We start from the raw sequence: 19811 nt of genomic DNA, 5'->3' as shown, positions 1-19811 counted from the left end.
TCACGCGGCCTTGGTGAAGATAGCGTCGCCCCAGCACAATTCGCCGCGGTGATTATGGTGCAGGTCGTAGAAATTGTGCAATTGGTAGCCGTGGGCGCGCAGCTTGGCGATGACCTGATCCGCGTGCGCGGCGCCCTCGTAGAGCTCGGCGAACTGGATCTCGGTGTAAATGAGGCCAACGGCGCCGCCGGCGAGCATCCTCTCCGCGCCTTCGAGTACCAGCAGCTCGGCGCCCTGGGTGTCCATCTTGAGCAGGTCGATGCGCTCTATCTCGTGACGCAGGCAGAAATCGTCGATCGTATCCGTCTCGACGTCGATTGCGCGCGACGAGGCTTGGTATGCGTCGAACGTCGCGCCCGTGGCGCGCGGCTTTAGGAGCGAGCTGGCATCAACCCAGTTGGCGAGGTTGAATCGCGCAGTGCCCTTGCGGTTGCTCATTGCGCAGCGGTGGCCGTGCAGCCTCGGGTGCCGGGCCGCATGCTCCATCACGCGTTCGAAGCTTTCCGGCACTGGTTCGAACGCGTGAACGTCCGCCTCGGGATACCAAAGTGCATATTGCGCTGCGTCCCGGCCATCGGCGGCGCCGACTTCAAAGATGGTGTGGACGGGCGACGAGAGCAGTCTCCGTTGCTCCGAGGCGGCGTCGTCAATGACGACGCCGGGGTCTAGCCGGCGGATCTGATAGCCCGCGCGATTGGCGAGCGATTGGATGAACAGCTTCAGGGCCCCGGCTGCCATAACTTTCAATCCTGTCCCGGCTGGATAAGGGGCTCGGCTACGGTGTCGCCATGCTTTTGCAAGGCGTAATAAGCCATTGCGAGATATGCGACGCAAGATCCGCTGGTGACCAGCGAATGCAGAATGACCGCTGTCATGGCCGAAAGGCCAAGCAGTGGCACGGCCGTCCAGAGCGCGAGCATCGCTACGAGACGGCCAACCTCCCAAGCCATTTGCGTCTTCTGACGGCCAAGCAGCATGATCGTCATATTGACGGCGCCTGAGATCAGCAGCAGCCAATAGGCTGGCGCCAGGATCCTCGCGAACTCGCCGGCGACCTCCCATTGCGGGCCGAATGCGGTCGTGAAAATGATCGGGCCGAAGGCGAGCAACAAGAAGACGGGGAGAACGCCGAGCCACGCCATTCCCACCACCACCTTGCGGAATTGTGCCGGGGCCGACTGGGCGGGGTTGCGAACGGCTTCTGCGAAACCCGCCATGTACACTTGTGAGACGGCGGTGATGATGAGCGCGATGGGGATGGTGAGGCCGCGTTCGACCAACCCGAACTGTCCCGAGACGAAGGCCGAGAAGCTGGCATAGATCATCATTGGCGTCAGTACGCCGCCAAGCGTATTAACGATGCCGCCAGGGACGGAGATGAGCGGAAATTCCCGAAATTTCGAAGCGGCTGCCAGAATGTCGGCCTTGCCGACGGGCGCGAACAGGCGGCGGTCTCGCCGCCACGCCCATCCAAGGAGGAAGGATGCGAGCGTAAAGCGGCCGAACAGGTCGGCGAGGATGATGCCCGAGGTGATCGGCGCCGCCGCGCCCAGCCCCGTGCCGGCCGCAGCATAGGCGCCGCTTTGCGCAACCTTGCTGTTGGCGCTAACCGAGAATGCGGATTCTCGCGTCACCAGATAGCTCATGCACTGCGCTGTGCCGCCAACCAGCAAAGCGACAGGAATGAGCCATATCGTGAAGGGAAGCGCCGCCGCGGAGCCCGGCCATCCAGTGGCGGTGATCAGCCCGGCCGACAGGGCGACGAGGACAGTCATCGACAGGATGACGCCGAAGCACAGCCGCAGCAAGGCGCGAAGCTCGCCCTCGTCTTCGGCCCGCAGCAAGGCGACCTCGAAGCGCATCGAGGCGACGACAAGGAGTATCGCGACGATCGACTGGAACAACTGGTACGCGCCGAACGCCTCCGGGGCGAACAAGCGCGAGAGGATCGGCAGGATCAGGAAGCCGGTTGCCTGGGCGATGACCGTCCCGCGCAGGACGATGGCGATGCTCCTCAGCATATCCCGGCCGCAATCCGGGCCCGCACGCGATCAACGAAAGGCTCCGGAAGCGAGCCGCCGAACGCCGACTCCACTTCCATCGCGGAGTCGGAATAGGCTCGGACGATCATTTGCGCGGGATGGCAAAGCCGCGGCGCCCCGCCCAGGAACGCACCCCAAAGGCTGAAGCCCGACCCGGACGATATCACCGCGCTTCCCCGGCCGATGTCGAGCAGATCGGTAACCGACTGGCGCCCGCGAATGCGCCGAACGCCCGGCTCGGCGAGGATCGGCCGTAACTCCTCGTCGCGACCATCCGAAAAGAGTACCGCCGGAACAGTCTCTCCGATAGCGGCGCGGAGCGCCCGCAACCGATCCGCATACCAATCGACGGGAAGGCGCACGTTGTTTCGCCCCCCGAGGATCGCTGCATCGTCCGCCGCGGAGAAGTCTCCGGCGCGAACGTGAATCGCGATGAACGGCCCGGCGTGGGGCTGAGGACGAAAGCGGGGGCGGGTCATCGCCTCCAGCCGCTCGCGCAACAGCGCTTCGTAGCCGACCACCTGGTCGAAGGACTTCTTCTCATTGTCGGCCAGCGCATTGAAGAAGCGAACCACCAGCGGCCGCCCGTGGGCGGCCATGCCGGGCGTTGGGCGACCCTCGTGGACATCGACCGTGCGCGCTGTGGCTAGAAGCCAGGCGCGCTTCATCCCGGCCAGGTCGCCGGCCGGACGGAACAGCCGGTGGTAAGCGCGCTTGTCGAGCTCGCCGCGCAGATAGGGACCGATTCGTGGCGTGAACCAGACGGGCGCGATCATCTTCGCTCCGCTCTCGCGGCACCAAATTGTGCAGCGCGCCCAGGACAACATCGAATGGGCAAGTCCGGTGCGTCCGATCACCGGGAAGCCGTAGAGATTGCCCCTCGGCACGGTCAGCCCCTGCAGAATCGGCCGATCGAGGTCGCAACACGTTCGATCTGCTCCTCGCTGATCTCGGCGAAGATCGGCAGCGACAGAATTCGAGACTGCATCGCGTACGAATGGGGGAATTGCTCCGGATGATGATCGAAGCGGGCATAAGCCGGCAGGAAGGGTAAAGCGGTCGGGTAGTTGATCACCGTCTGAATCCCATCCGCCTTGAGGTGGGATGCGAGGCCGTCGCGGTCCTCATGCTCGATCACATAAAGGTGGTAGACGTGCTCGCGCCCCGCTGCGACGGGTGGGGTGCGCACCGCGTTGCTGGCGAGCAGGGCGTCGTAGCGTCTCGCGGCGGACCGCCGCGCCTGGGTCCAGCGGGCGAGATGGGGCAATTTGACACCAAGAATGGCGGCCTGGAGGCCATCGAGCCGGCTGTTGATCCCCTCGATCTCGTGCACGCCCTTGATCACTCCGCCATGGCGGGCGAAGCGGGCCATCCTGCGCGCCAGATCGGCGTCGTCGGTGGTGATCGCGCCGGCGTCGCCCATGGCGCCGAGATTCTTGCCCGGGTAGAAGGACCAGGTTGCCGCATCGCCGAAGCGGCCGACTTTCTTGCCCTGGTAGGTGGCGAGATGAGCCTGGGCGCAATCCTCGATCACCCAGAGGTTGCGGCGGCGAGCGATCTCCATGATCGGAGTCATGTCTGCGGACTGGCCGTAGATGTGAACGGGAATGATCCCGACTGTTCGCTCGGTGATCTTTTCTTCGATCCGTGCCGGATCGATCGTGTATGTTTCCGGATCGATGTCGACGAACACCGGCACTGCGCCATGCTGGCTGATGGTCTCGGAGGTCGAGATCCAGCTGTGAGCGGTGGTGATCACCTCGTCGCCCGGGCGAATGCCCAAAGCGTGCATCGCGATGTAGATTGCCGCGGTGCCGTCAGCACAGGAGACGCAGTGAGCAGCCTCCATCGCCTTTGCATAATCCTCCTCGAACTTTTCGACGAAAGGGCCGCGCACGAAGGCCGAACGCGCGATCACGGCGGCGATCGCCTCGTCGATCTCATCCTTGATCGACAGATATTGGGCGTGAAGGTCGGCGAACGGAACGATGGTCATTCGGAAAAAGTCCTGATTCAGGGAAGGTCTTTGAGGAAACGCGCCGGGTTTCCGGCGTAAACGCCGGGCTTTTCAATCGACCGGGTGACCACGGCGCCGGCCCCGATAACGACACCGTCGCAAATCGTCACCGGCATGATCGTCGCGTTCGAGCCGATCGATACGTTGTCGCCTATCACGGTCTCTTCCCAAAGATCGCGGTTGCCACGAGCGGGACCCCCTTGCGTGAAGCGGTCGTTGACGAACATCACACCGTGACCGACGAAGCAATCCGCGCCGATCGTAACGAGTTCACAGACGAAGGCGTGGCTCTGGACCCTCGTGCGGGCGCCAATCTTCACATCCTTCTGGATCTCGACGAACGGGCCGATGAAACAGCCGTCGCCGATTTCGCAGCCGTAAAGATTGCTCGGGCCGATGACGCGCACGCCCTCGCCAAAGATGACGTCCGCGATTCCCGCCTCGCCGCTCTGGAAGGAGCAGCTCACCTGCCCGCGCCCAGCCGGCTGTGCCGCGCGTTGAGCCTCAGCGACACCTCCTCGCCGGTCTCGATCGATTCGTAAAGGGCGGTGATCAGCTCGAGGCTGCGCCGGCCTTCGAGCCCGTCGACCAGAGCCGCGGAATCAGTCTGGAGGCAATGAACGACATGCTCATAATAGGCCTGGTGACCATAGCCGTAGACGTTGGGCGGGTTGACCGAAAAGTCGGCCAGGACCGAGCTGTCTTCGGGCCTGTCTTCGGCGAAGCGCCATTCGAGCATCTTGTTGACCGCGAAGCCTCCGATCACCACCGTTCCGGTAGCGCCGAGCACGGATAGCGACCCTTCGAGATCCTTTGGACGGGCGGCGTTGGTGGCCTCGATCACGCCGAGTGCCCCGTTCGCGAATTCCAGCGTGGCCACGGCCGTGTCCTCGGCCTCGATCTCGACCAATGCGGTTTTGGCGCGGGCGTGAACCGACCGTACGGGGCCCATGAACCATTCGAGCAGATCGATATGATGACTGGCCTGGTTGGAAAGGACGCCGCCATCCTGCGCCCAGGTGCCGCGCCACGGATCCTGATCATAATAGGCTTGGTCGCGGCACCAGCGGACTCGGACGGTGCCGAGGACGAGTTGACCGAAGCGGCCCTGCTCCAACGCCTCGCGCGCCTTCATCACCGGCACATTGAAGCGATTCTGCTTCACCACGAAAAGCTTGACCCGCGCGGAATCACAGGCACGGATCATGGCGTCGGCGTCGCTCAGGCGGAGCGCCATCGGCTTTTCGACGACGACGTGAAGGCCGGCCTGCGCCGCGCGGATCGCATGATCGGCGTGCATCCCGCTGGGGGTGAGGATACTCGCCACGTCGCTCTCGACCTCGGCAAACATCCGCTCCATGTCGGTAAAATGGGCAACGCCATATTGCGCGCCGAACGCCGAGGCCCGCGCGGGGTCGACGTCGCATACGGCGGCGAGCCGGGCGCCCGCGATCTGCCCCTTGCCGAGGAGTTCCGCATGCCGCTTGGCAATGCGGCCACATCCCACCAAAACGAATCGCAGCATCTAAACTTGCCCTACCTCAAGCGAAATGTCGGCCGGCAGGTCCCGGCCGAAGGGTCGCCCCGCGCGACGCCTTGCTTTTGCCGTCTCCTGAAACAAGAAAGCCTCGCATACAAGGCACCAAGCGGAGCCGGGATAGTCCTCAATCGAGCAATCGGCTCGCGGCCAGCTCGTCCCAGGTTCTCCTGATCCCATCCTCGAGCGAGATCGAAGGGCTCCAACCAAGAGCGCGGATCTTTCCGACGTCGAGCAACTTGCGGGGCGTTCCATCCGGTTTGGTCGGATCGAGCTCGATTCTCGGCTCGATGCCGGCGATACGGCAGACGAGGCGGGCGAGCTCGACGATCTTGATATCCTCGCCGGTACCGACATTGACATGTTCGTCCCCGGAATAGTTGCGCATCAGGAAAACGCACGCATCCGCACAATCGTCGGCATGGAGAAATTCGCGCCGCGGCTCCCCGGTGCCCCATACCGGCAGCTTGTCGGCCTGCCCGGTCTTGAGTCGATGCGCTTTGCGGATAAGCGCCGGGAGGACGTGGCTGCTGGCAGGGTCGTAGTTGTCGCCGGTTCCATACAGGTTGGTCGGCATGGCCGAGATGAAATCGCTGCCATGTTGGCGCCGGTAGGCCTGAACCAGCTTGATGCCGGCTATCTTCGCGATCGCATACCACTGGTTGGTCGGTTCGAGCGGGCCGGCAAGCAGCTCGCTCTCCTTTATCGGCTGCTCCGCCAGCTTGGGATAAATGCAGCTCGATCCGAGGAAGAGCAGTTTCTCGACGCGCGACCTATGGGCGGCCTCGATGACGTTCGCGGCGATCATCAGATTGTCGTACAGAAAATCGGCCGGATAGCTGTCGTTGGCCAAAATTCCGCCGACCTTGGCTGCCGCGAGGAAAACCAGGTCGGGCTTCTCGCGCGCCATCCAGGCCGAGGTAGCCGCGGGGTCGCGCAGATCGACCTCGTCGCGACCGGCCGTGAGGATGGTGCACCCCTCGCCCGAAAGCCGGCGGACGATGGCGCCCCCGACCATGCCGCGATGGCCGGCGACATAGACTCGCTTGCCGGCGAATTCCGTCACCTCAGGCTTCCTTCATCACCGCGGCGGTCTGCATAACCATCAAGTCTGCGCGAACCATTTCACGGGCGAGGTCTCGGGCGTCGGTCTCGTGACGCCAGCCGAGTTTCTGGTGAGCCTTACTCGCATCGCCAAGCAGCAATTCCACCTCGGTCGGGCGGAAATAACGGGGATCAACCTCGATCCGACACTGCCCCGAGCGCGCGTCATAGCCTTTTTCCTCGACGCCTTCGCCGCGCCACTCGATCGGAATGCCGACATCCTCAAACGCCCATTCAACGAAGCTGCGAACCCGGGTGGTGACCCCGGTGGCGAGGACGTAATCGTCGGGCTGGTCTTGTTGCATCATCATCCACATGCCGCGCACATATTCGCGCGCATGGCCCCAGTCGCGCTGCGCATCGAGATTGCCGAGGTAGAGCTTTTCCTGGCGCCCCAGGCTTATGGCGGCGGCGGCGCGAGTGATCTTGCGGGTGACGAACGTCTCGCCGCGCAGCGGGCTTTCATGGTTGAACAAGATCCCGTTGGAGGCGTGCATTCCATAGGCCTCCCGGTAATTGATCACGATCCAGTAGGCATAGAGCTTCGCGGCGGCATAGGGCGATCGCGGATAGAAAGGAGTGCTTTCGCGCTGCGGCACTTCCTGGACCAAGCCGTAGAGTTCCGACGTCGAGGCCTGGTAGAAGCGGCAGGTTTTCTCCATTCCGAGGATTCGGATGGCCTCCAGCAGCCGAAGCGTTCCAAGCGCGTCCGAATTGGCAGTATATTCGGGCGTCTCGAAGCTCACCATCACATGGCTTTGCGCGGCGAGATTGTAGACCTCGGTCGGACGCACTTCCTGCATGATCCGGATCAGGTTGGTGGAATCGGTGAGATCGCCATAATGGAGATGGAAGCGCGCATGTTCGACATGCGGGTCTTCGTAAAGATGCTCGATGCGGCCCGTGTTGAACGATGAGGACCGGCGCTTGATCCCATGTACGTCATAGCCCTTTTCAAGCAAAAGCTCGGCGAGGTAGGCGCCGTCCTGGCCAGTCACACCGGTGATCAAAGCAGTCTTAGCGGCAGCGTTCGTCATAAGAATCCAGCAACTCCAGTCGATCTCGAGATTTCCACGGGGAAAGGCCGTGTTCACGGCCCCTTGTCGCCCGTGCCGCAATCAGGGAATGGCGCTCTTACAGGCGCGGCGGCGCCTGTTCAACCGGCGCGCCGCTGCTCGTATTCGCGATACCAATCGACAAATTTGGGTATGCCGACTTCGACCGAGGTCGCCGGGGTGAAGCCGAGATCGCGCTGGGCCGCATCGATGTCCGCATAGGTTTCGGGCACGTCGCCCGCCTGCAGCGGCTCCAGTCGCATCTCCGCTTCGCGGGCGCAGCTCCGCTCGATCAGCGCGATCACCTTCATCAGTTCCTCGGAACGGTTGTTGCCGAGATTATAGATCCGGTGGGGCGCTTCGCTGCCCCCCGCCTTAGGCAGGCGGTCGTCGGCCGGCGGACGATCGAGTGCAGCCAGAACGCCACTGACAACGTCCTCGATATAGGTGAAGTCGCGTCGCATCCGGCCTTGGTTGAAGACCTCGATCGGCTGCCCGGCCATGATCTTTCGGGTGAAGTCCCACACCGCCATGTCCGGTCGCCCCCACGGCCCGTAGACCGTGAAGAAGCGAAGGCCGGTCATCGGAATTCGGTAAAGATGGGCATAGGCTTCGCTCATCAGCTCGTCCGCCCGCTTCGTCGCGGCATAGAGGGAGACCGGTCGGTCGACCCGGTCCTCGACCCGGAAGGGCAGGCTGGAATTGCCGCCATACACCGAAGACGAGGAAGCGTAGACGAAGCTGGCGACCCGGCGCGCCCGGCCGACCTCGAGCAGATTGAGGTGGCCCATCAGGTTGGCCGACACGTAAGCGCGGGGATTCTCCAGAGAATAGCGCACTCCGGCCTGGGCTCCGAGATGGACGATCCGGTCGAATTCGGCGCCACGCAACGCTGAATCGAGCGCCTCCGCGTTCGAAAAGTCGAGCTTCTCGAAGCGAAAACGCCCCGTTTCGAGCCCGTCCAGCTCGGCGAGACGGTCAAGCTTCAGACGCGGATCGTAATAGGCGTTGAGATCGTCAATACCGACCACTGCCTCGCCGCGTTCGAGCAGAGCGCGCGACACATGATAACCGATGAATCCGGCGGCGCCGGTTACGAGAATGCTCATGGCGTGTCCTTAGACGTTCGCCGTGGCGCTTACAGCTTCCATCTGTCCATGCCCCCCGGGAAGGCGTCATCGGGCCAGATGCCGTGGAGATCGGCAATCAGCCCTCCGGGGCGGGCGAGCGCCGCTGCCTCCTGCGCGGTCATTTCACGATAGCTGCGATGCGCCACTGCGGCGACGACGACGTCATACCGACGCGAAAGTGCGTCCGGGTCGATCGCAAGGCCGTATTCATGGCGGGCAAGATCATCGGAAGCCAGCGGATCGTGGATGGTCACCTGGTGGCCGAGCCATTCCAGCCGCCGCACGACATCGACGACTTTGGAATTCCGCAGGTCCGGAACGTCGGGTTTGAAGGAAAGGCCGAGGACGAGAATGTCGCCGGGCCGGCTGTTCCGGCGGCTGTGGATCTGATCGGCGATCCAACCGCCCATGCCATCGTTGATCGCGCGGCCGGCGAGGATCACGCGCGGCAAATGTCCCAGGCTTTGGGCGCAGTGGCTGAGATAATAGGGGTCGACTCCGATGCAGTGGCCCCCGACCAGGCCGGGCTGGAAACGCAGGAAGTTCCACTTCGTCCCGGCTGCGTCCAGCACATCGAGTACCGACAGGCCGAGCTTGGCGAAAATCTGGGTGATTTCATTCATGAAGGCGATGTTGATGTCGCGCTGGGCGTTCTCGATGACCTTCGCGGCCTCGGCCGTCATGATCGACTTGGCGCGGAAGGTGCCGGCCGAGGTCACCCGATCGTAGATGGCGGCCACGCGGTCGGTCACTTCCTCGCTCTCGCCCGCGACGACCTTGATGATCCGCTCCACCGTATGCTCGCGGTCGCCCGGATTCACCCGTTCGGGGGAATAAGCGAGGAAGAAGTCGGTTCCCCGCTTCAGCCCGGAGGTGCGCTCGATCAGCGGGCCGCAGAGGTCCTCCGTAACTCCGGGATAGACGGTGCTTTCGTAGATGACGATCGCGGGGCGGCCAGGCTCGATCAGGCGTGCTACCGATTCGGTCGCGGCGAGCAGCGGCGCCAGGTCGGGCCGGTTGGCGTGGTCTACCGGGGTTGGGGCGGTGACAAGATAGACGTCCGCGCCCCGCGCCTCGTCGGGCTGGTCCGTCACGCTCATGCGCGAGGCCTGAAGGCGGTCGGTCGACAGCTCGAGCGTGCGATCGTAGCCGCGCTTGAGCTCGGCGACTCGCTGCGGATCGATGTCCAGCCCGATCGTCGGGAAATGCTCGGCCAGAGCGACCGCCAGCGGCAGGCCGACATAGCCGAGGCCGATTACGACGATTCGGGGCGTTTCCGGGAAATCCATGCCGCCCCATAGGCGCACACGCGTAAAGCCGCGGTTAGCGCGGCATCTTCCGAAGGCAAAAAAATAGCGGCCCGAAAGCCGCTATTTTTCAAATTCGCGAACCGAATCAGGGGCTGTGCGGGCCGTCGCCGTTGCCGCCGGTCAGCGCGAGAAGGCCGAGGATGACCGCAATGACCGCGATCACCGGAATGATGAAACCGCCGCGAATATCGTTCGAGTCGGCGGTGGTGGCGCCAGTGCGCGCGGAGACGGACAGCGGGGCCGCCGACTGCGCAAGGACGGGCGTGCTTGCCATGGAGACCGCGAGCGCCGCAGCCACGGTTGCCTTCTTGAAACTCATCTTGAACTCCCTGTTGAGCTGTTCGGCCTTGGCAGTGCCACAGTGATACAATGTTGACAACCCCAAATTTGCCGCCGGTTTTGCGCCTCGCGAGTGACTGTTGCCCATTTGCCCCTATGACTGTTGCAGGACGATTCCGCAATTCAAACGGCCGGGTTTGAACTTCATGCCGGTTGGCGGTTACCAGCCGGTTACCGGCGCCGATTCCGCGCCGATGCGAAGAGAGGATCGATGCGCAAGCTGCTCGTTGGATTGATCGGCGCCCTGGCCGCGGGATCGATCCCGCACGGCGCGGCGAGAGGACAGGCCGCCACCGAGCAATCGCTGGTCGCGATGCGCGCTCTGGACCAGAGGGTGGCGACGATCGGGCATCGCCTCGCGGTCGCCAATCTCGACCTCTGCCGGCAACGGATGAACCTGCCGGGCTTCGCCGTGCACGACCTCAGCCAATACGGGCCGGATTTCCGCGCCGCGGCGATCGCCGCCTTCGGGCTGGACGCCGGTCCCGGAGTGCTCGCGCTGGTCCCGGACTCCCCCGCGGAGCAAGGCGGCCTGCGGCTCGACGACGTCCTGCTCGGCATAGACGGCCGAAGCCTTGCCGGCGCCGGCCCGGCGAGAAGCAGGACGTTCGACCGCATGGCCGAGATTCTCGATATCCTGGAGGCCGCGTTCGCCGATGGATCGGCCGATATGCAGGTGAGACGGGCGGGCGCGTCCCTGTCCCTCCACATCGGCAGCGCCGCCGGATGCGCGACCCGCTTCCAGCTGATCCCCTCGCGCCGGCTGAACGCCCAGGCCGACGGCCGCTACGTGCAGATCACGACGGCGATCGCCGACTATGTCGCCGACGACGACGAATTGGCGGCAGTGATCGCGCACGAATTCGCGCACAATGTCCTCGGCCATCGCGTGCGGCTCGATCGGGCGCACGTCTCGCGCGGCTTCTTCGCCAATTTCGGCAGCAATGCGACGCGAATCCGGGAGACCGAGGCGGAGGCCGACCGGTTCAGCGTCTATCTCCTCGACCGCGCCGGCTACGATCCGGAGGCGGCCGTGCGTTTCTGGGAGCGATTCGGCCGCAGGGGCCTCAACTTTCTGGGCAGCCCGACCCATCCCAACTGGCAGCGCAGAATCTCTATGATCCAGGCCGAGATAGCCGCGATCCGGGCCGCCCGCGCGCAGGGGCGGATACCGGTGCCGCCGCTCTCTGCGCCGGCGGAGTGATCAGGTCGACAGGTACCAGCGCTCGTCGCCCTCAAGGCCGATCGCCGTGAGCTTGCCGGAGGCGAAGGCGCCGGTGTCGATGCCGATGCGGTTGCCGCGTTCGTCGATTTCGTCCGTGATGCTGTGGCCGTGGACCACGATTTTTCCGAAGCTGGTTCGGCAACGCAGGAAGTCGTCACGGATCCACCGCAAATCGGCCGGCTTCTGCGCCTCGAGCGCGACGCCGGGCCTGATGCCGGCATGCACGAAAAGATAATCGCCGGCCTCGATCCAATGCTCGAAACCGGCCAGGAACGCGATGTGCGCGCGGGGAACGGCTGCACGGAAGGCGGCCATCAGTTCATCGTAATCGAGGTTCCGGTAATCCTCTTCGGAAATCCCGTAGCTGAGCAAGGTTTCGCGCCCCCCGATCCGGATGAGGAAACGCAATGCTTTCAGATCACCCTCCAGCGCCCGCAAAAAGACCTCTTCGTGATTACCCATCAGAAAGCGCGTCGCACGCTGGCGTGCGACAGCCATCAGCCGCTCGACCACGCCGCTCGACTGCGGGCCGCGGTCGACCAGATCGCCCAGGAAGATAAGCTCGGTCTGGACGCGGCGTCGCCGCGAGTCGTCTTCGTCGATCATCGCCAGCAGCCGATCGAGCAGGTCGAGCCGGCCGTGAATGTCGCCGATGGCGTAGATTCGCCGGTCGGGCGGAATCGAAAGCGGCGCCGGCTTGGCGCGCGATACGAGATTGAGGAGGGTCCGAACCGGCATTTTCCTCGAGCGTCTCAATGGTTCAGGCGGGGACGGGCACATAGGGGGCGGCGCGTGCGACTTCAATCCGCTGGCCTTCTCGATGGAGTCGGGACGGATGGGTTGATCGACCGGCGCGAGCCGACTATCCGGCTGGAAACTCTAAGAATCGGATGGATTGATCGTTGACTGAAGAATGGTTGTGGGCGGCTTGTATTTGTGCCGTTCCGTTTATCGCTTTCGCTGCATTGGAAGCTGCGGGGGCGGTCAAGCGCCGCCGGATCGAGGCGCTGGGCCGGCGCTCCAAATCCCGACATCAATGGTGATGCCAAGACCGGCCTGGTTTCGCCTGTGGCTGCTCGCGCTTACGCTATTCGTTTTCCACGCGCCCGCCGCCGCGGCCGTCGAGATCGCCTTCTATTCGCGCGAGCTCGGCGGCAACAATTTCCCGCACGCTTTCGTCGCCCTTCGCGGCACCGTCGACGCGACCGGGGAAGCGGTCGACACGAGCTACGGCTTCACCGCCAAGGCGGTGACTCCGGCCCTGCTGTTCGGCTCGGTCCCGGGCGAAGTGGTCGTTGAGGGCGAGCGGCAGATCGCGCGGAGCGACCGCCAGTTCGCGCTCACGCTCTCCGACGAGCGCTACGCCGCGCTGATGGCCGTGATCGAGCGCTGGCGCGACGCGCCGCAGCCCTCCTACAACCTCAACCACCGCAATTGCGTCCACTTCGTCGCCGAGCTCGCCGAGGCCGTGGGCCTCAGGGTCGAGCGGACCGAGCGGCTGATGAAGCGGCCGCGCTCCTTCCTGCTGCATGTGCGCGAGCTCAATCCCGGGCTGCCGCCGCCGGTCCCCACCACGCCCCCGACAGATGCGGCTCCAGCCAATTAGGCCCCGGCTCCCCGGCCAAGTTTTTCAACGCGTTGAACTTTCGCGCTCGTTGCACGTTCGAAACGGGTTGTTGCCCTTTGTGAGAGTGGGCGGGGCTGTTTGAAGGAAGCACGACTCCTGGTTGCGGCCTTGGCCGGCGCCCTCGCGGCGCCCGCTTTCGCGCACGCCCAAACAGCGCCCCCGCCGCCGCCGGACGATCGGCCGATCGTCCCGGATTCCCAGTTCGAAGAGGCGCTGCCGCCGCTCGATCCGGCGTTGAACGCCCCGCTCGAGCCGATCGATCCCAACGCTTCTCCGTTCCCGCCGGTGCCCGGACCGGTCGAGGACACCCCGCTGGGCGACCCGGCCCTCAGCGAGCCGCTGCCGCCGATTTCCGGCTTCGACGTGCAGCCCGCCCCGGCGGCCGAGGCGGCGCAGGGAGACGACGACCAGCCGCCTCCGGTCCGTTACGCCCTCGTCGTCGAGGGGATGGCCGATACCGGGCTGGAGGGCCGCTTCCGCGATCTTTCGGCGCTCGAGGACGCCGAGGGCGAGGCGGTGAACGGGGCGATGGTCGCGGCGCGCGCGCGCGAGGACGAGGCGCTCGCCGTCCGCCTGCTGCGCTCCGAGGGCTATTACGACGCGGTCGCGACCTCGGCGATCGAGCAGGCGGCGGACCAGCCCGGCCGCCTGACCGTGACCATCACCGTCGCCGCCGGCGCGCGCTACACGCTCGGCGCCATCGCGGTCACGGGGCCGGACACCGTCCCGCCCGGCATGGCGCGCGACTTCCTCCGGCTCAGCACCGGCCATCCGATCCGCGCCCTCGATGTCGAGGCGGCGGAAGCGAATGTGATGCTTCGCCTGCCTCAGGAAGGCTATCCCTTCCCCGAGCTCGGCCTTCGCGACATCCTGCTCGATCCGCAGACCCATGTGGGCGACTACACGCTCCCGCTCGATCCGGGGCCGCGCGCGCGCTTCGCCGGCTTCACCACCGAGGGCGATCTGGCGTTCGACGCGCGCCATGTCGGCGTTCTCGCCCGCTTCCGGCGCGGCGATCTCTACGACCGGCGCAAGGTCGACGACCTTCGCGAGGCGATGGTCTCGACCCGGCTGTTCCGGACCGTTTCCGCCGAGCCGGTGCTGACCGGCGAGACGGCCGAGGACGGCACCCAATATGTCAACGTGCTGGTTCGCCAGGAGGCCGGCCCGCCGCGGACGATCGACGCCACCGCCGGCTACAGCACCGGCGAAGGAGCCCGGGTCGAGGTGGCGTGGGAGCATCGCAACCTGCTTCGGCCCGAAGGTTCGCTGCGCATCGCCGCGGTCGCCGGCACTCAGGAACAGGATCTCAACGTCCGCTTCCGCCGCAACAATTGGGGCAAGCGCGACCGCGCCCTTCTGCTTCAGTTCGAGACCGGGCGGCGCGATTATCCGGCGTTCGAGGGCTACACGACCCGCCTCTACGGCCTGATCAGCCGCGAATCGACGCCGATCTGGCAGAAGCGCTGGACCTACGCCTATGGCGCCGAGATCCTCGCCACCAACGAGAACCGGGTCGACCGGGCGCACGTTTCGCTTTCCGACGCCTATTTCATCGGCGGGCTGATCGGGCAGATCGGCTACGACCGCTCGAACAGCCTGCTCGATCCGACCCGCGGCTTCCGGCTGCTCGCGCGGATCAACCCGGAAGGGTCGCTCGGCAACGGCACCGATTATTACATCCGCAACCTCGTCGAAGGCAGCGTCTATTATCCCGTGGGCGAGAGCTTCGTCCTTGCGGGACGGGCGCGGTTCGGATCGATCTTCGGCCTTCCGCGCGACGAGCTTGCGCCGTCGCGCAGGCTCTATTCGGGTGGCGGGGGATCGGTGCGCGGCTTCGGCTTCCAGGAATTGGGGCCGCAGGAGATCGTCGCCAATCCGGATTTCGACCCCGACCATCCCGAGGACCATCCGGCGACGATCCGGGTGCCGCTGGGAGGCCGCGGCCTCGCCGAGTTCGCCGCCGAGGGACGCTACCGTTTCGGCAATTACGGCGTGGTCGCCTTCGTCGACGCGGGCTCGCTGACCGAGCGGGAATATCCGGACTTTTCGGACATGCGCTTCGGCGTCGGAGTCGGCGCCCGGCTCTATACCAATTTCGGGCCGATCCGGCTCGACGTCGCCACCCCGATCGGTCGGCGCGAGGGCGAGGCCCTGGTCACCGTCTACGTCTCGATCGGGCAGGCCTTTTAGATGGCCGGCGAGGAGCAGGTGGTGGTCGTCCGCCGCGGGGGCTGGCGCAGGGCGGCCAAATATGCGGCCTTCGCGCTGCTCGGAATCGTGCTGCTGCTCGCCGCCTTCCTCGCCTGGCTCAACACCGACCCGGGCAGGCGGTTCATCGTCCGCCAGATCAACGCGTTCGAGACGGTCTCCGGGCTCCAGGTGCATGTCGGCCGGATCGAGGGATCGGTGTTCAGCCGGATGCGGCTGGTCGATCTCAGCCTCGCCGACCCGCAGGGCACCTTCTTCCGCGCGCCCGTGGCCGACGTGGAGTACCGGCCGTTCGCCTATCTGCGCAATCATATCGACCTTCGAGAGCTCGACATCCCGGCGGCGCGGATGAACCGTCTGCCGGCGCTTCGCGCTGGCGACCCCAACGCGCCCTTGCTGCCGGACATCAGGATCGACGTCGGCCACCTGCGGATCGGGCGGCTGCTGATCGACCCGGCGGTGACCGGCCGGCGGCACCTGCTCGGCCTCGACAGCCGGATCAGGATCGCCGAGCGCCGCGCCCAGATCGGGCTCAACGCCCGGACCATCGCCGCGCCGGGCTTCGCCGGCGGCGACCGCGCGATCCTCAACCTCGACGCGGTGCCGGAGGCGAACCGGTTCGACGTCGCGCTGGCCCTGCGCGGCCCGGCGGACGGCTTCATCGCCGGGCTGATGGGGACGAACAGGCCGGTCGCCGCACGGATCGCCGGACGCGGCGACTGGAACAGCTGGCAGGGCCGGGCCCAGGCCGCGCTCGGCGGCCAGGGGCTCGCCGATTTGGCGATCGGCGGACGCCGGGGACGCTTCACGCTCACCGGCCCGATGCGGCCCGGCCTGATCCTCACCGGCCCCGCCCAGCGCCTCGCGGGGCCGCTCGTTCAGACCAGCCTCGTCGCCACGCTCGACCAGCGCCGCGCCGACATCCGCCTGCGCGCCTACAGCCGCTCGCTGGCGATCGCCGCCGAAGGGCTGGTCGATCTCGGCCACAACCGCTTCCAGGACCTGCGGCTGGCGACGCGGCTGACCGAGCCGGGGGCCATCGCTCCCGATCTCAGCGGCCGCGACGTCCGGCTCGCCATGGTACTCAACGGCCCGTTCCGGACTCCGGGCGTCGCCTACGAGCTGACGGCCGCCAGCCTGACGATGAGCGGCACGACGCTCGAGAACCTGCGCGCGGTGGGCAGCGCCCGGGTCCGCGCCGACGACATCGTCATCCCCGTCTCGGCCCGGGCGAGCCGGATCCTCGGCTTCGACATGATCGCCGGCGGAACCTTGCGCGACATCCGCCTCGACGGGCAGGTCGGCATCGCCGGCACCCGGCTCGTCTCCGACAACATGATCCTTCGCTCGGACCGGGTGAACGCCCGGCTCGCGCTCGCCTTCGATCTCGCCGCCGGCCGCTACCTCGCCGCGCTTCAGGGGCGGGTGAACAATTACCTGGTCAACGGCGTCGGCCTGTTCGACGTCAACACCGATCTCGACATGACCAGCTCACCGGCCGGCTTCGGGCTGACCGGGCGCGTGGCGGCGCGCAGCCGGCGGATCGACAACGACACGATCCGCGGCCTGCTCGGCGGCGACGCGACGATCACGGCGCGCTTGGCGATGGAGCCCAACGGGCTGGTGCGGGTGGCGAATGTGCGTCTCGCATCGCCCGACCTCCACGTCGCCTCGGGGGGCGGCCTCTACCGGCGCGACGGCAGCCTCGACTTGCGCTTCAACGGCGTCAGCGACGCTTATGGCGCGCTGTCGGTCCACGTCACCGGGTCGGCGCGGGCGCCGCAGGTCGCGCTGGAGGCGGCCAATCCGGGCTTCGGCATCGGCCTTGCCCACGTCACCGCCAATGTCCGCGCGGTCGCGGGAGGCTGGGCGATCCTCGCGCGCGGCGATTCGGCTTACGGGCCGTTCACAGCCGACGTGCGCGTGCTGAGCGGACGCGGGCCGATGACCATCGCCGTCAACCGGCTGACCTTCGCCGGGATCGACTTCCGCGGCCGCCTCGTGCGCACCGCTGCGGGGCCCTTCGCGGGCGAGCTGACCATGGCCGGGCAGGGGCTGGACGGAGTCGTCCGGCTTGGCGCCGCCGGGCGCTACCAGCGGATAGACATCGCCGCGACGGCCAATGGCGCGCGCACCCCGGGGCAGGTGCCGATCCTGATCCAGCGGGCCATCGTCAACGCGACGATCATCCTCTCGCCGCAGCCGACCATCCGGGGCGACGCGCAGCTTGCCGGCCTCAGGAGCGGCGCGCTGTTCGTCCAGCGGGCGCGGATCCGGGCCGATCTCACCGGCGGCAGCGGGCCGGTCCAGCTCTTCGCCGAAGGGCGCAGCGGCGTGCCGTTCCGAATCGCCGCCAACGCGGTCGCCTCGCCGGACATGATCCGCGCCGCCGCGCAGGGACAGATCAACGCCATCGGCTTCCGCTTCGCCCAGCCAGCGGTGATCCGCCGCGCCGGCGGCGAATGGCGGCTTCAGCCGCTCACCGTGGCGCTCGACCGCGGACGAATCCGCCTTGCCGGCACGTGGGGCGACGGCCTCGTCATCCAGTCGCGGCTCGACAGCTTCGATCTGTCGATGCTCAACGCCTTCTCGCCCGGCCTCGGCCTCGGCGGGCAGGCGACCGGCAGCCTCGATTTCTCGCAAGCCGCGGACGGCAGCTTCCCGCGCGCCGAGGCGCGGATCAACGTCGCCAACTTCACCCGCACCGGAATCGCGGTCCGCTCCGCCCCGGTCGACCTGTTCCTGGCCGGAAGCCTGCGTCCTGAGGGCGGGCAGATGGGCGCGGTCATCCGCCGCGGCGGCGCCGTGATCGGCCGCCTCCAGGCCCGGCTTCAGCCGCTCGGCCCGGCCGCCGGATCGTGGACGACCCGGCTGCTCGCGGCGCCGCTCGCCGGCGGCGTGCGCTACAACGGGCCCGCGGACGTACCGATGTCGTTCGTCAACATGCCGGGCCACCAGCTGACCGGCCCGATCGCCATCGCCGCCGATTTCTCCGGCCGGGTCCAGCAGCCGCAACTGACCGGCGTGGTCCGCGCCAACGATCTGACCTACCACAACGAGACTTACGGCACCCGGATCACCAACCTTGCAATCGACGGGCGCTTCAACGCCTCCCGGCTCGAGATCGTCCGCCTCGCCGGCCGCGCCGGGGACGGCACGATCGAGGGGCGGGGGAGCATCGGCCTGGCTTCGGCCGCGGGCTATCCGATCGACCTTCGCTTGGCCTTCCAGAACGCCCGGCTCGCGCGAAGCGACGATCTCGCCGCGACGGCGACCGGCAATCTGGCGATCGTCAACAATGCCCAGGGCGCGGTGATCAGCGGAACGCTCGAGCTCGGCGAGGCCCGCTACCAGATCGTCCGCCAGGCCGCGGCCGAGGTGCCGCAACTCGCCGGGGTGCGCCGCCGCGGCGAGCCGCTCCGGCCGCCGGGCGAGCAGGAGGCGGACGACGCGCTGCCGAGCGTGTGGCGGCTCGACATCCGGCTCAACGCGAACAATCGCGTGTTCGTCTCGGGGATGGGCCTGGAATCCGAATGGCGTGCCGAGCTTGCCGTCCAGGGCACCACGGCGACGCCGGCGCTCGTCGGCAATATCGACCTGATCCGCGGCACGCTCGGCCTCGCGGGACGCAGGTTCCGGGTGGACCAGGGCCATATCGCCTTCCTCGGCAGCCGGCCGCCCAACCCGCAGATCGATCTCGCCGCGACAGCCGAGATCGAGGATGTGAACGTGACGATCAACGTCAGCGGGCGTGCCAACAACCCGCAGATCGCCTTCACTTCCTCGCCCTCGCTTCCGCAGGACGAGGTGATGGCGCGGATCCTGTTCGGCAGCTCGGTCACCCAGATTTCCGCGCTTCAGGCGGTCCAGCTCGCCGCTTCGCTCAACTCCTTGCGCGGCGGCAGCGGCGGCCTCAACCCGCTCGGCCAGCTTCGCTCGGCGACCGGGATCGACCGGCTGCGGCTGATCGAGGCCGATAGCGCCACCGGGCGCGGGACGGCGGTCGCCGCCGGCATGTACCTCAGCGACGACATCTATGTGGAGATCATCACCGACGCCAAGGGCTTCACCGCGACCCAGCTCGAAATCTCGCTCTCGCGCTCGCTCAGCCTGCTCTCGCAGTTCAGCACCAACGCCTCGAACAATGCGAGCATCCGCTACCACAAGGATTATTGAGCCAAGCCATTCAGTCCAAATCGTTTCACCGGCGGAAC

16 protein-coding genes are annotated in these 19811 nt (G+C 66.4%); 4 read left to right on the top strand and 12 right to left on the bottom strand.

Translation table 11 applies throughout. The features are described from left to right. The 11 genes from E6G92_14420 to E6G92_14370 all read right to left on the bottom strand — a co-directional run bounded on the left by E6G92_14420 (position 1) and on the right by E6G92_14370 (position 10514). Positions 1–1062 carry an FkbM family methyltransferase gene (locus tag E6G92_14420; protein ID TMJ17503.1) on the bottom strand — a complete coding sequence of 354 codons (1062 nt, stop codon included), beginning with the start codon at positions 1060–1062 and terminating at the stop codon, positions 1–3. Further along, positions 744–2021, bottom strand: coding sequence for a lipopolysaccharide biosynthesis protein (locus E6G92_14415; protein TMJ17502.1), 1278 nt, complete (start codon positions 2019–2021; stop codon positions 744–746). Before E6G92_14415 ends, E6G92_14420 begins: the two co-directional genes overlap by 319 nt. Next, on the bottom strand, positions 2015–2929 hold the full coding sequence (locus tag E6G92_14410) for a hypothetical protein (GenBank protein ID TMJ17501.1): 915 nt from the start codon (positions 2927–2929) through the stop codon (positions 2015–2017). The genes E6G92_14415 and E6G92_14410 overlap by 7 nt, the downstream gene beginning before the upstream one ends. Positions 2930–2931: 2 nt before the next feature. After that, a complete protein-coding gene (locus tag E6G92_14405; GenBank protein ID TMJ17500.1) occupies positions 2932–4038 on the bottom strand; it encodes a DegT/DnrJ/EryC1/StrS family aminotransferase in 1107 nt (368 codons plus the stop codon). A 17-nt stretch (positions 4039–4055) separates the two neighbouring features. Then, positions 4056–4526: an N-acetyltransferase gene (locus E6G92_14400; GenBank protein ID TMJ17499.1), complete on the bottom strand. Its 471-nt coding sequence runs from the start codon at positions 4524–4526 to the stop codon at positions 4056–4058. Continuing rightward, a complete protein-coding gene (locus E6G92_14395; GenBank protein TMJ17498.1) occupies positions 4523–5584 on the bottom strand; it encodes a Gfo/Idh/MocA family oxidoreductase in 1062 nt (353 codons plus the stop codon). Before E6G92_14395 ends, E6G92_14400 begins: the two co-directional genes overlap by 4 nt. A 139-nt stretch (positions 5585–5723) precedes the next feature. Next, the gene (locus tag E6G92_14390) at positions 5724–6662 is read right to left on the bottom strand and encodes a GDP-L-fucose synthase (GenBank protein TMJ17497.1); all 939 of its coding nucleotides are present in this window, start codon (positions 6660–6662) and stop codon (positions 5724–5726) included. Position 6663: 1 nt separating this feature from the next. Continuing rightward, the gene (gmd, locus tag E6G92_14385) at positions 6664–7737 is read right to left on the bottom strand and encodes a GDP-mannose 4,6-dehydratase (protein ID TMJ17496.1); all 1074 of its coding nucleotides are present in this window, start codon (positions 7735–7737) and stop codon (positions 6664–6666) included. Positions 7738–7856: 119 nt separating this feature from the next. Further along, on the bottom strand, positions 7857–8864 hold the full coding sequence (locus E6G92_14380; protein TMJ17495.1) for an NAD-dependent epimerase/dehydratase family protein: 1008 nt from the start codon (positions 8862–8864) through the stop codon (positions 7857–7859). A gap of 29 nt (positions 8865–8893) precedes the next feature. Then, the gene (locus E6G92_14375; protein TMJ17494.1) at positions 8894–10174 is read right to left on the bottom strand and encodes a nucleotide sugar dehydrogenase; all 1281 of its coding nucleotides are present in this window, start codon (positions 10172–10174) and stop codon (positions 8894–8896) included. A 106-nt stretch (positions 10175–10280) separates the two neighbouring features. Continuing rightward, the gene (locus E6G92_14370; GenBank protein ID TMJ17493.1) at positions 10281–10514 is read right to left on the bottom strand and encodes a hypothetical protein; all 234 of its coding nucleotides are present in this window, start codon (positions 10512–10514) and stop codon (positions 10281–10283) included. Between the two features lie 231 nt (positions 10515–10745). On the opposite strand from E6G92_14370, the gene E6G92_14365 reads away from it, so the two are divergent. After that, positions 10746–11738: a peptidase M48, Ste24p gene (locus tag E6G92_14365; GenBank protein TMJ17492.1), complete on the top strand. Its 993-nt coding sequence runs from the start codon at positions 10746–10748 to the stop codon at positions 11736–11738. Here the strand turns inward: E6G92_14365 and E6G92_14360 are convergent, their stop codons facing one another. Next, on the bottom strand, positions 11739–12497 hold the full coding sequence (locus E6G92_14360) for a serine/threonine protein phosphatase (protein ID TMJ17491.1): 759 nt from the start codon (positions 12495–12497) through the stop codon (positions 11739–11741). A gap of 304 nt (positions 12498–12801) precedes the next feature. Between E6G92_14360 and E6G92_14355 the strand changes: the two genes are divergently transcribed. The 3 genes from E6G92_14355 to E6G92_14345 all read left to right on the top strand — a co-directional run bounded on the left by E6G92_14355 (position 12802) and on the right by E6G92_14345 (position 19773). Then, positions 12802–13365 carry a hypothetical protein gene (locus E6G92_14355; GenBank protein ID TMJ17627.1) on the top strand — a complete coding sequence of 188 codons (564 nt, stop codon included), beginning with the start codon at positions 12802–12804 and terminating at the stop codon, positions 13363–13365. Positions 13366–13464: 99 nt separating this feature from the next. Beyond that, positions 13465–15579, top strand: coding sequence for a hypothetical protein (locus E6G92_14350; GenBank protein TMJ17490.1), 2115 nt, complete (start codon positions 13465–13467; stop codon positions 15577–15579). Continuing rightward, positions 15580–19773 carry a hypothetical protein gene (locus E6G92_14345; GenBank protein TMJ17489.1) on the top strand — a complete coding sequence of 1398 codons (4194 nt, stop codon included), beginning with the start codon at positions 15580–15582 and terminating at the stop codon, positions 19771–19773. The last annotated feature ends 38 nt before the right edge of the window (positions 19774–19811 follow it).

It is taken from the genome of Alphaproteobacteria bacterium (assembly GCA_005883305.1).
Classification (GTDB): Bacteria; Pseudomonadota; Alphaproteobacteria; order Sphingomonadales; family Sphingomonadaceae; genus Allosphingosinicella.
Note: the sequence above shows the minus strand (reverse complement) of the source record. Positions and strands in the feature narration are given on the sequence as shown.

What these genes read in the sequence shown, in the direction of transcription:
- E6G92_14420 (TMJ17503.1), bottom strand. Translation starts at nt 1,062, where the DNA reads ATGGGAGGTCGCCGGCGAGTTCGCGAGGATCCTGGCGCCAGCCTATTG.
- E6G92_14415 (TMJ17502.1), bottom strand. Translation starts at nt 2,021, where the DNA reads ATGCTGAGGAGCATCGCCATCGTCCTGCGCGGGACGGTCATCGCCCAG.
- E6G92_14405 (TMJ17500.1), bottom strand. Translation starts at nt 4,038, where the DNA reads ATGACCATCGTTCCGTTCGCCGACCTTCACGCCCAATATCTGTCGATC.
- E6G92_14395 (TMJ17498.1), bottom strand. Translation starts at nt 5,584, where the DNA reads ATGCTGCGATTCGTTTTGGTGGGATGTGGCCGCATTGCCAAGCGGCAT.
- gmd (TMJ17496.1), bottom strand. Translation starts at nt 7,737, where the DNA reads ATGACGAACGCTGCCGCTAAGACTGCTTTGATCACCGGTGTGACTGGC.
- E6G92_14380 (TMJ17495.1), bottom strand. Translation starts at nt 8,864, where the DNA reads ATGAGCATTCTCGTAACCGGCGCCGCCGGATTCATCGGTTATCATGTG.
- E6G92_14375 (TMJ17494.1), bottom strand. Translation starts at nt 10,174, where the DNA reads ATGGATTTCCCGGAAACGCCCCGAATCGTCGTAATCGGCCTCGGCTAT.
- E6G92_14370 (TMJ17493.1), bottom strand. Translation starts at nt 10,514, where the DNA reads ATGAGTTTCAAGAAGGCAACCGTGGCTGCGGCGCTCGCGGTCTCCATG.
- E6G92_14365 (TMJ17492.1), top strand. Translation starts at nt 10,746, where the DNA reads ATGCGCAAGCTGCTCGTTGGATTGATCGGCGCCCTGGCCGCGGGATCG.
- E6G92_14360 (TMJ17491.1), bottom strand. Translation starts at nt 12,497, where the DNA reads ATGCCGGTTCGGACCCTCCTCAATCTCGTATCGCGCGCCAAGCCGGCG.
- E6G92_14355 (TMJ17627.1), top strand. Translation starts at nt 12,802, where the DNA reads ATGCCAAGACCGGCCTGGTTTCGCCTGTGGCTGCTCGCGCTTACGCTA.
- E6G92_14345 (TMJ17489.1), top strand. Translation starts at nt 15,580, where the DNA reads ATGGCCGGCGAGGAGCAGGTGGTGGTCGTCCGCCGCGGGGGCTGGCGC.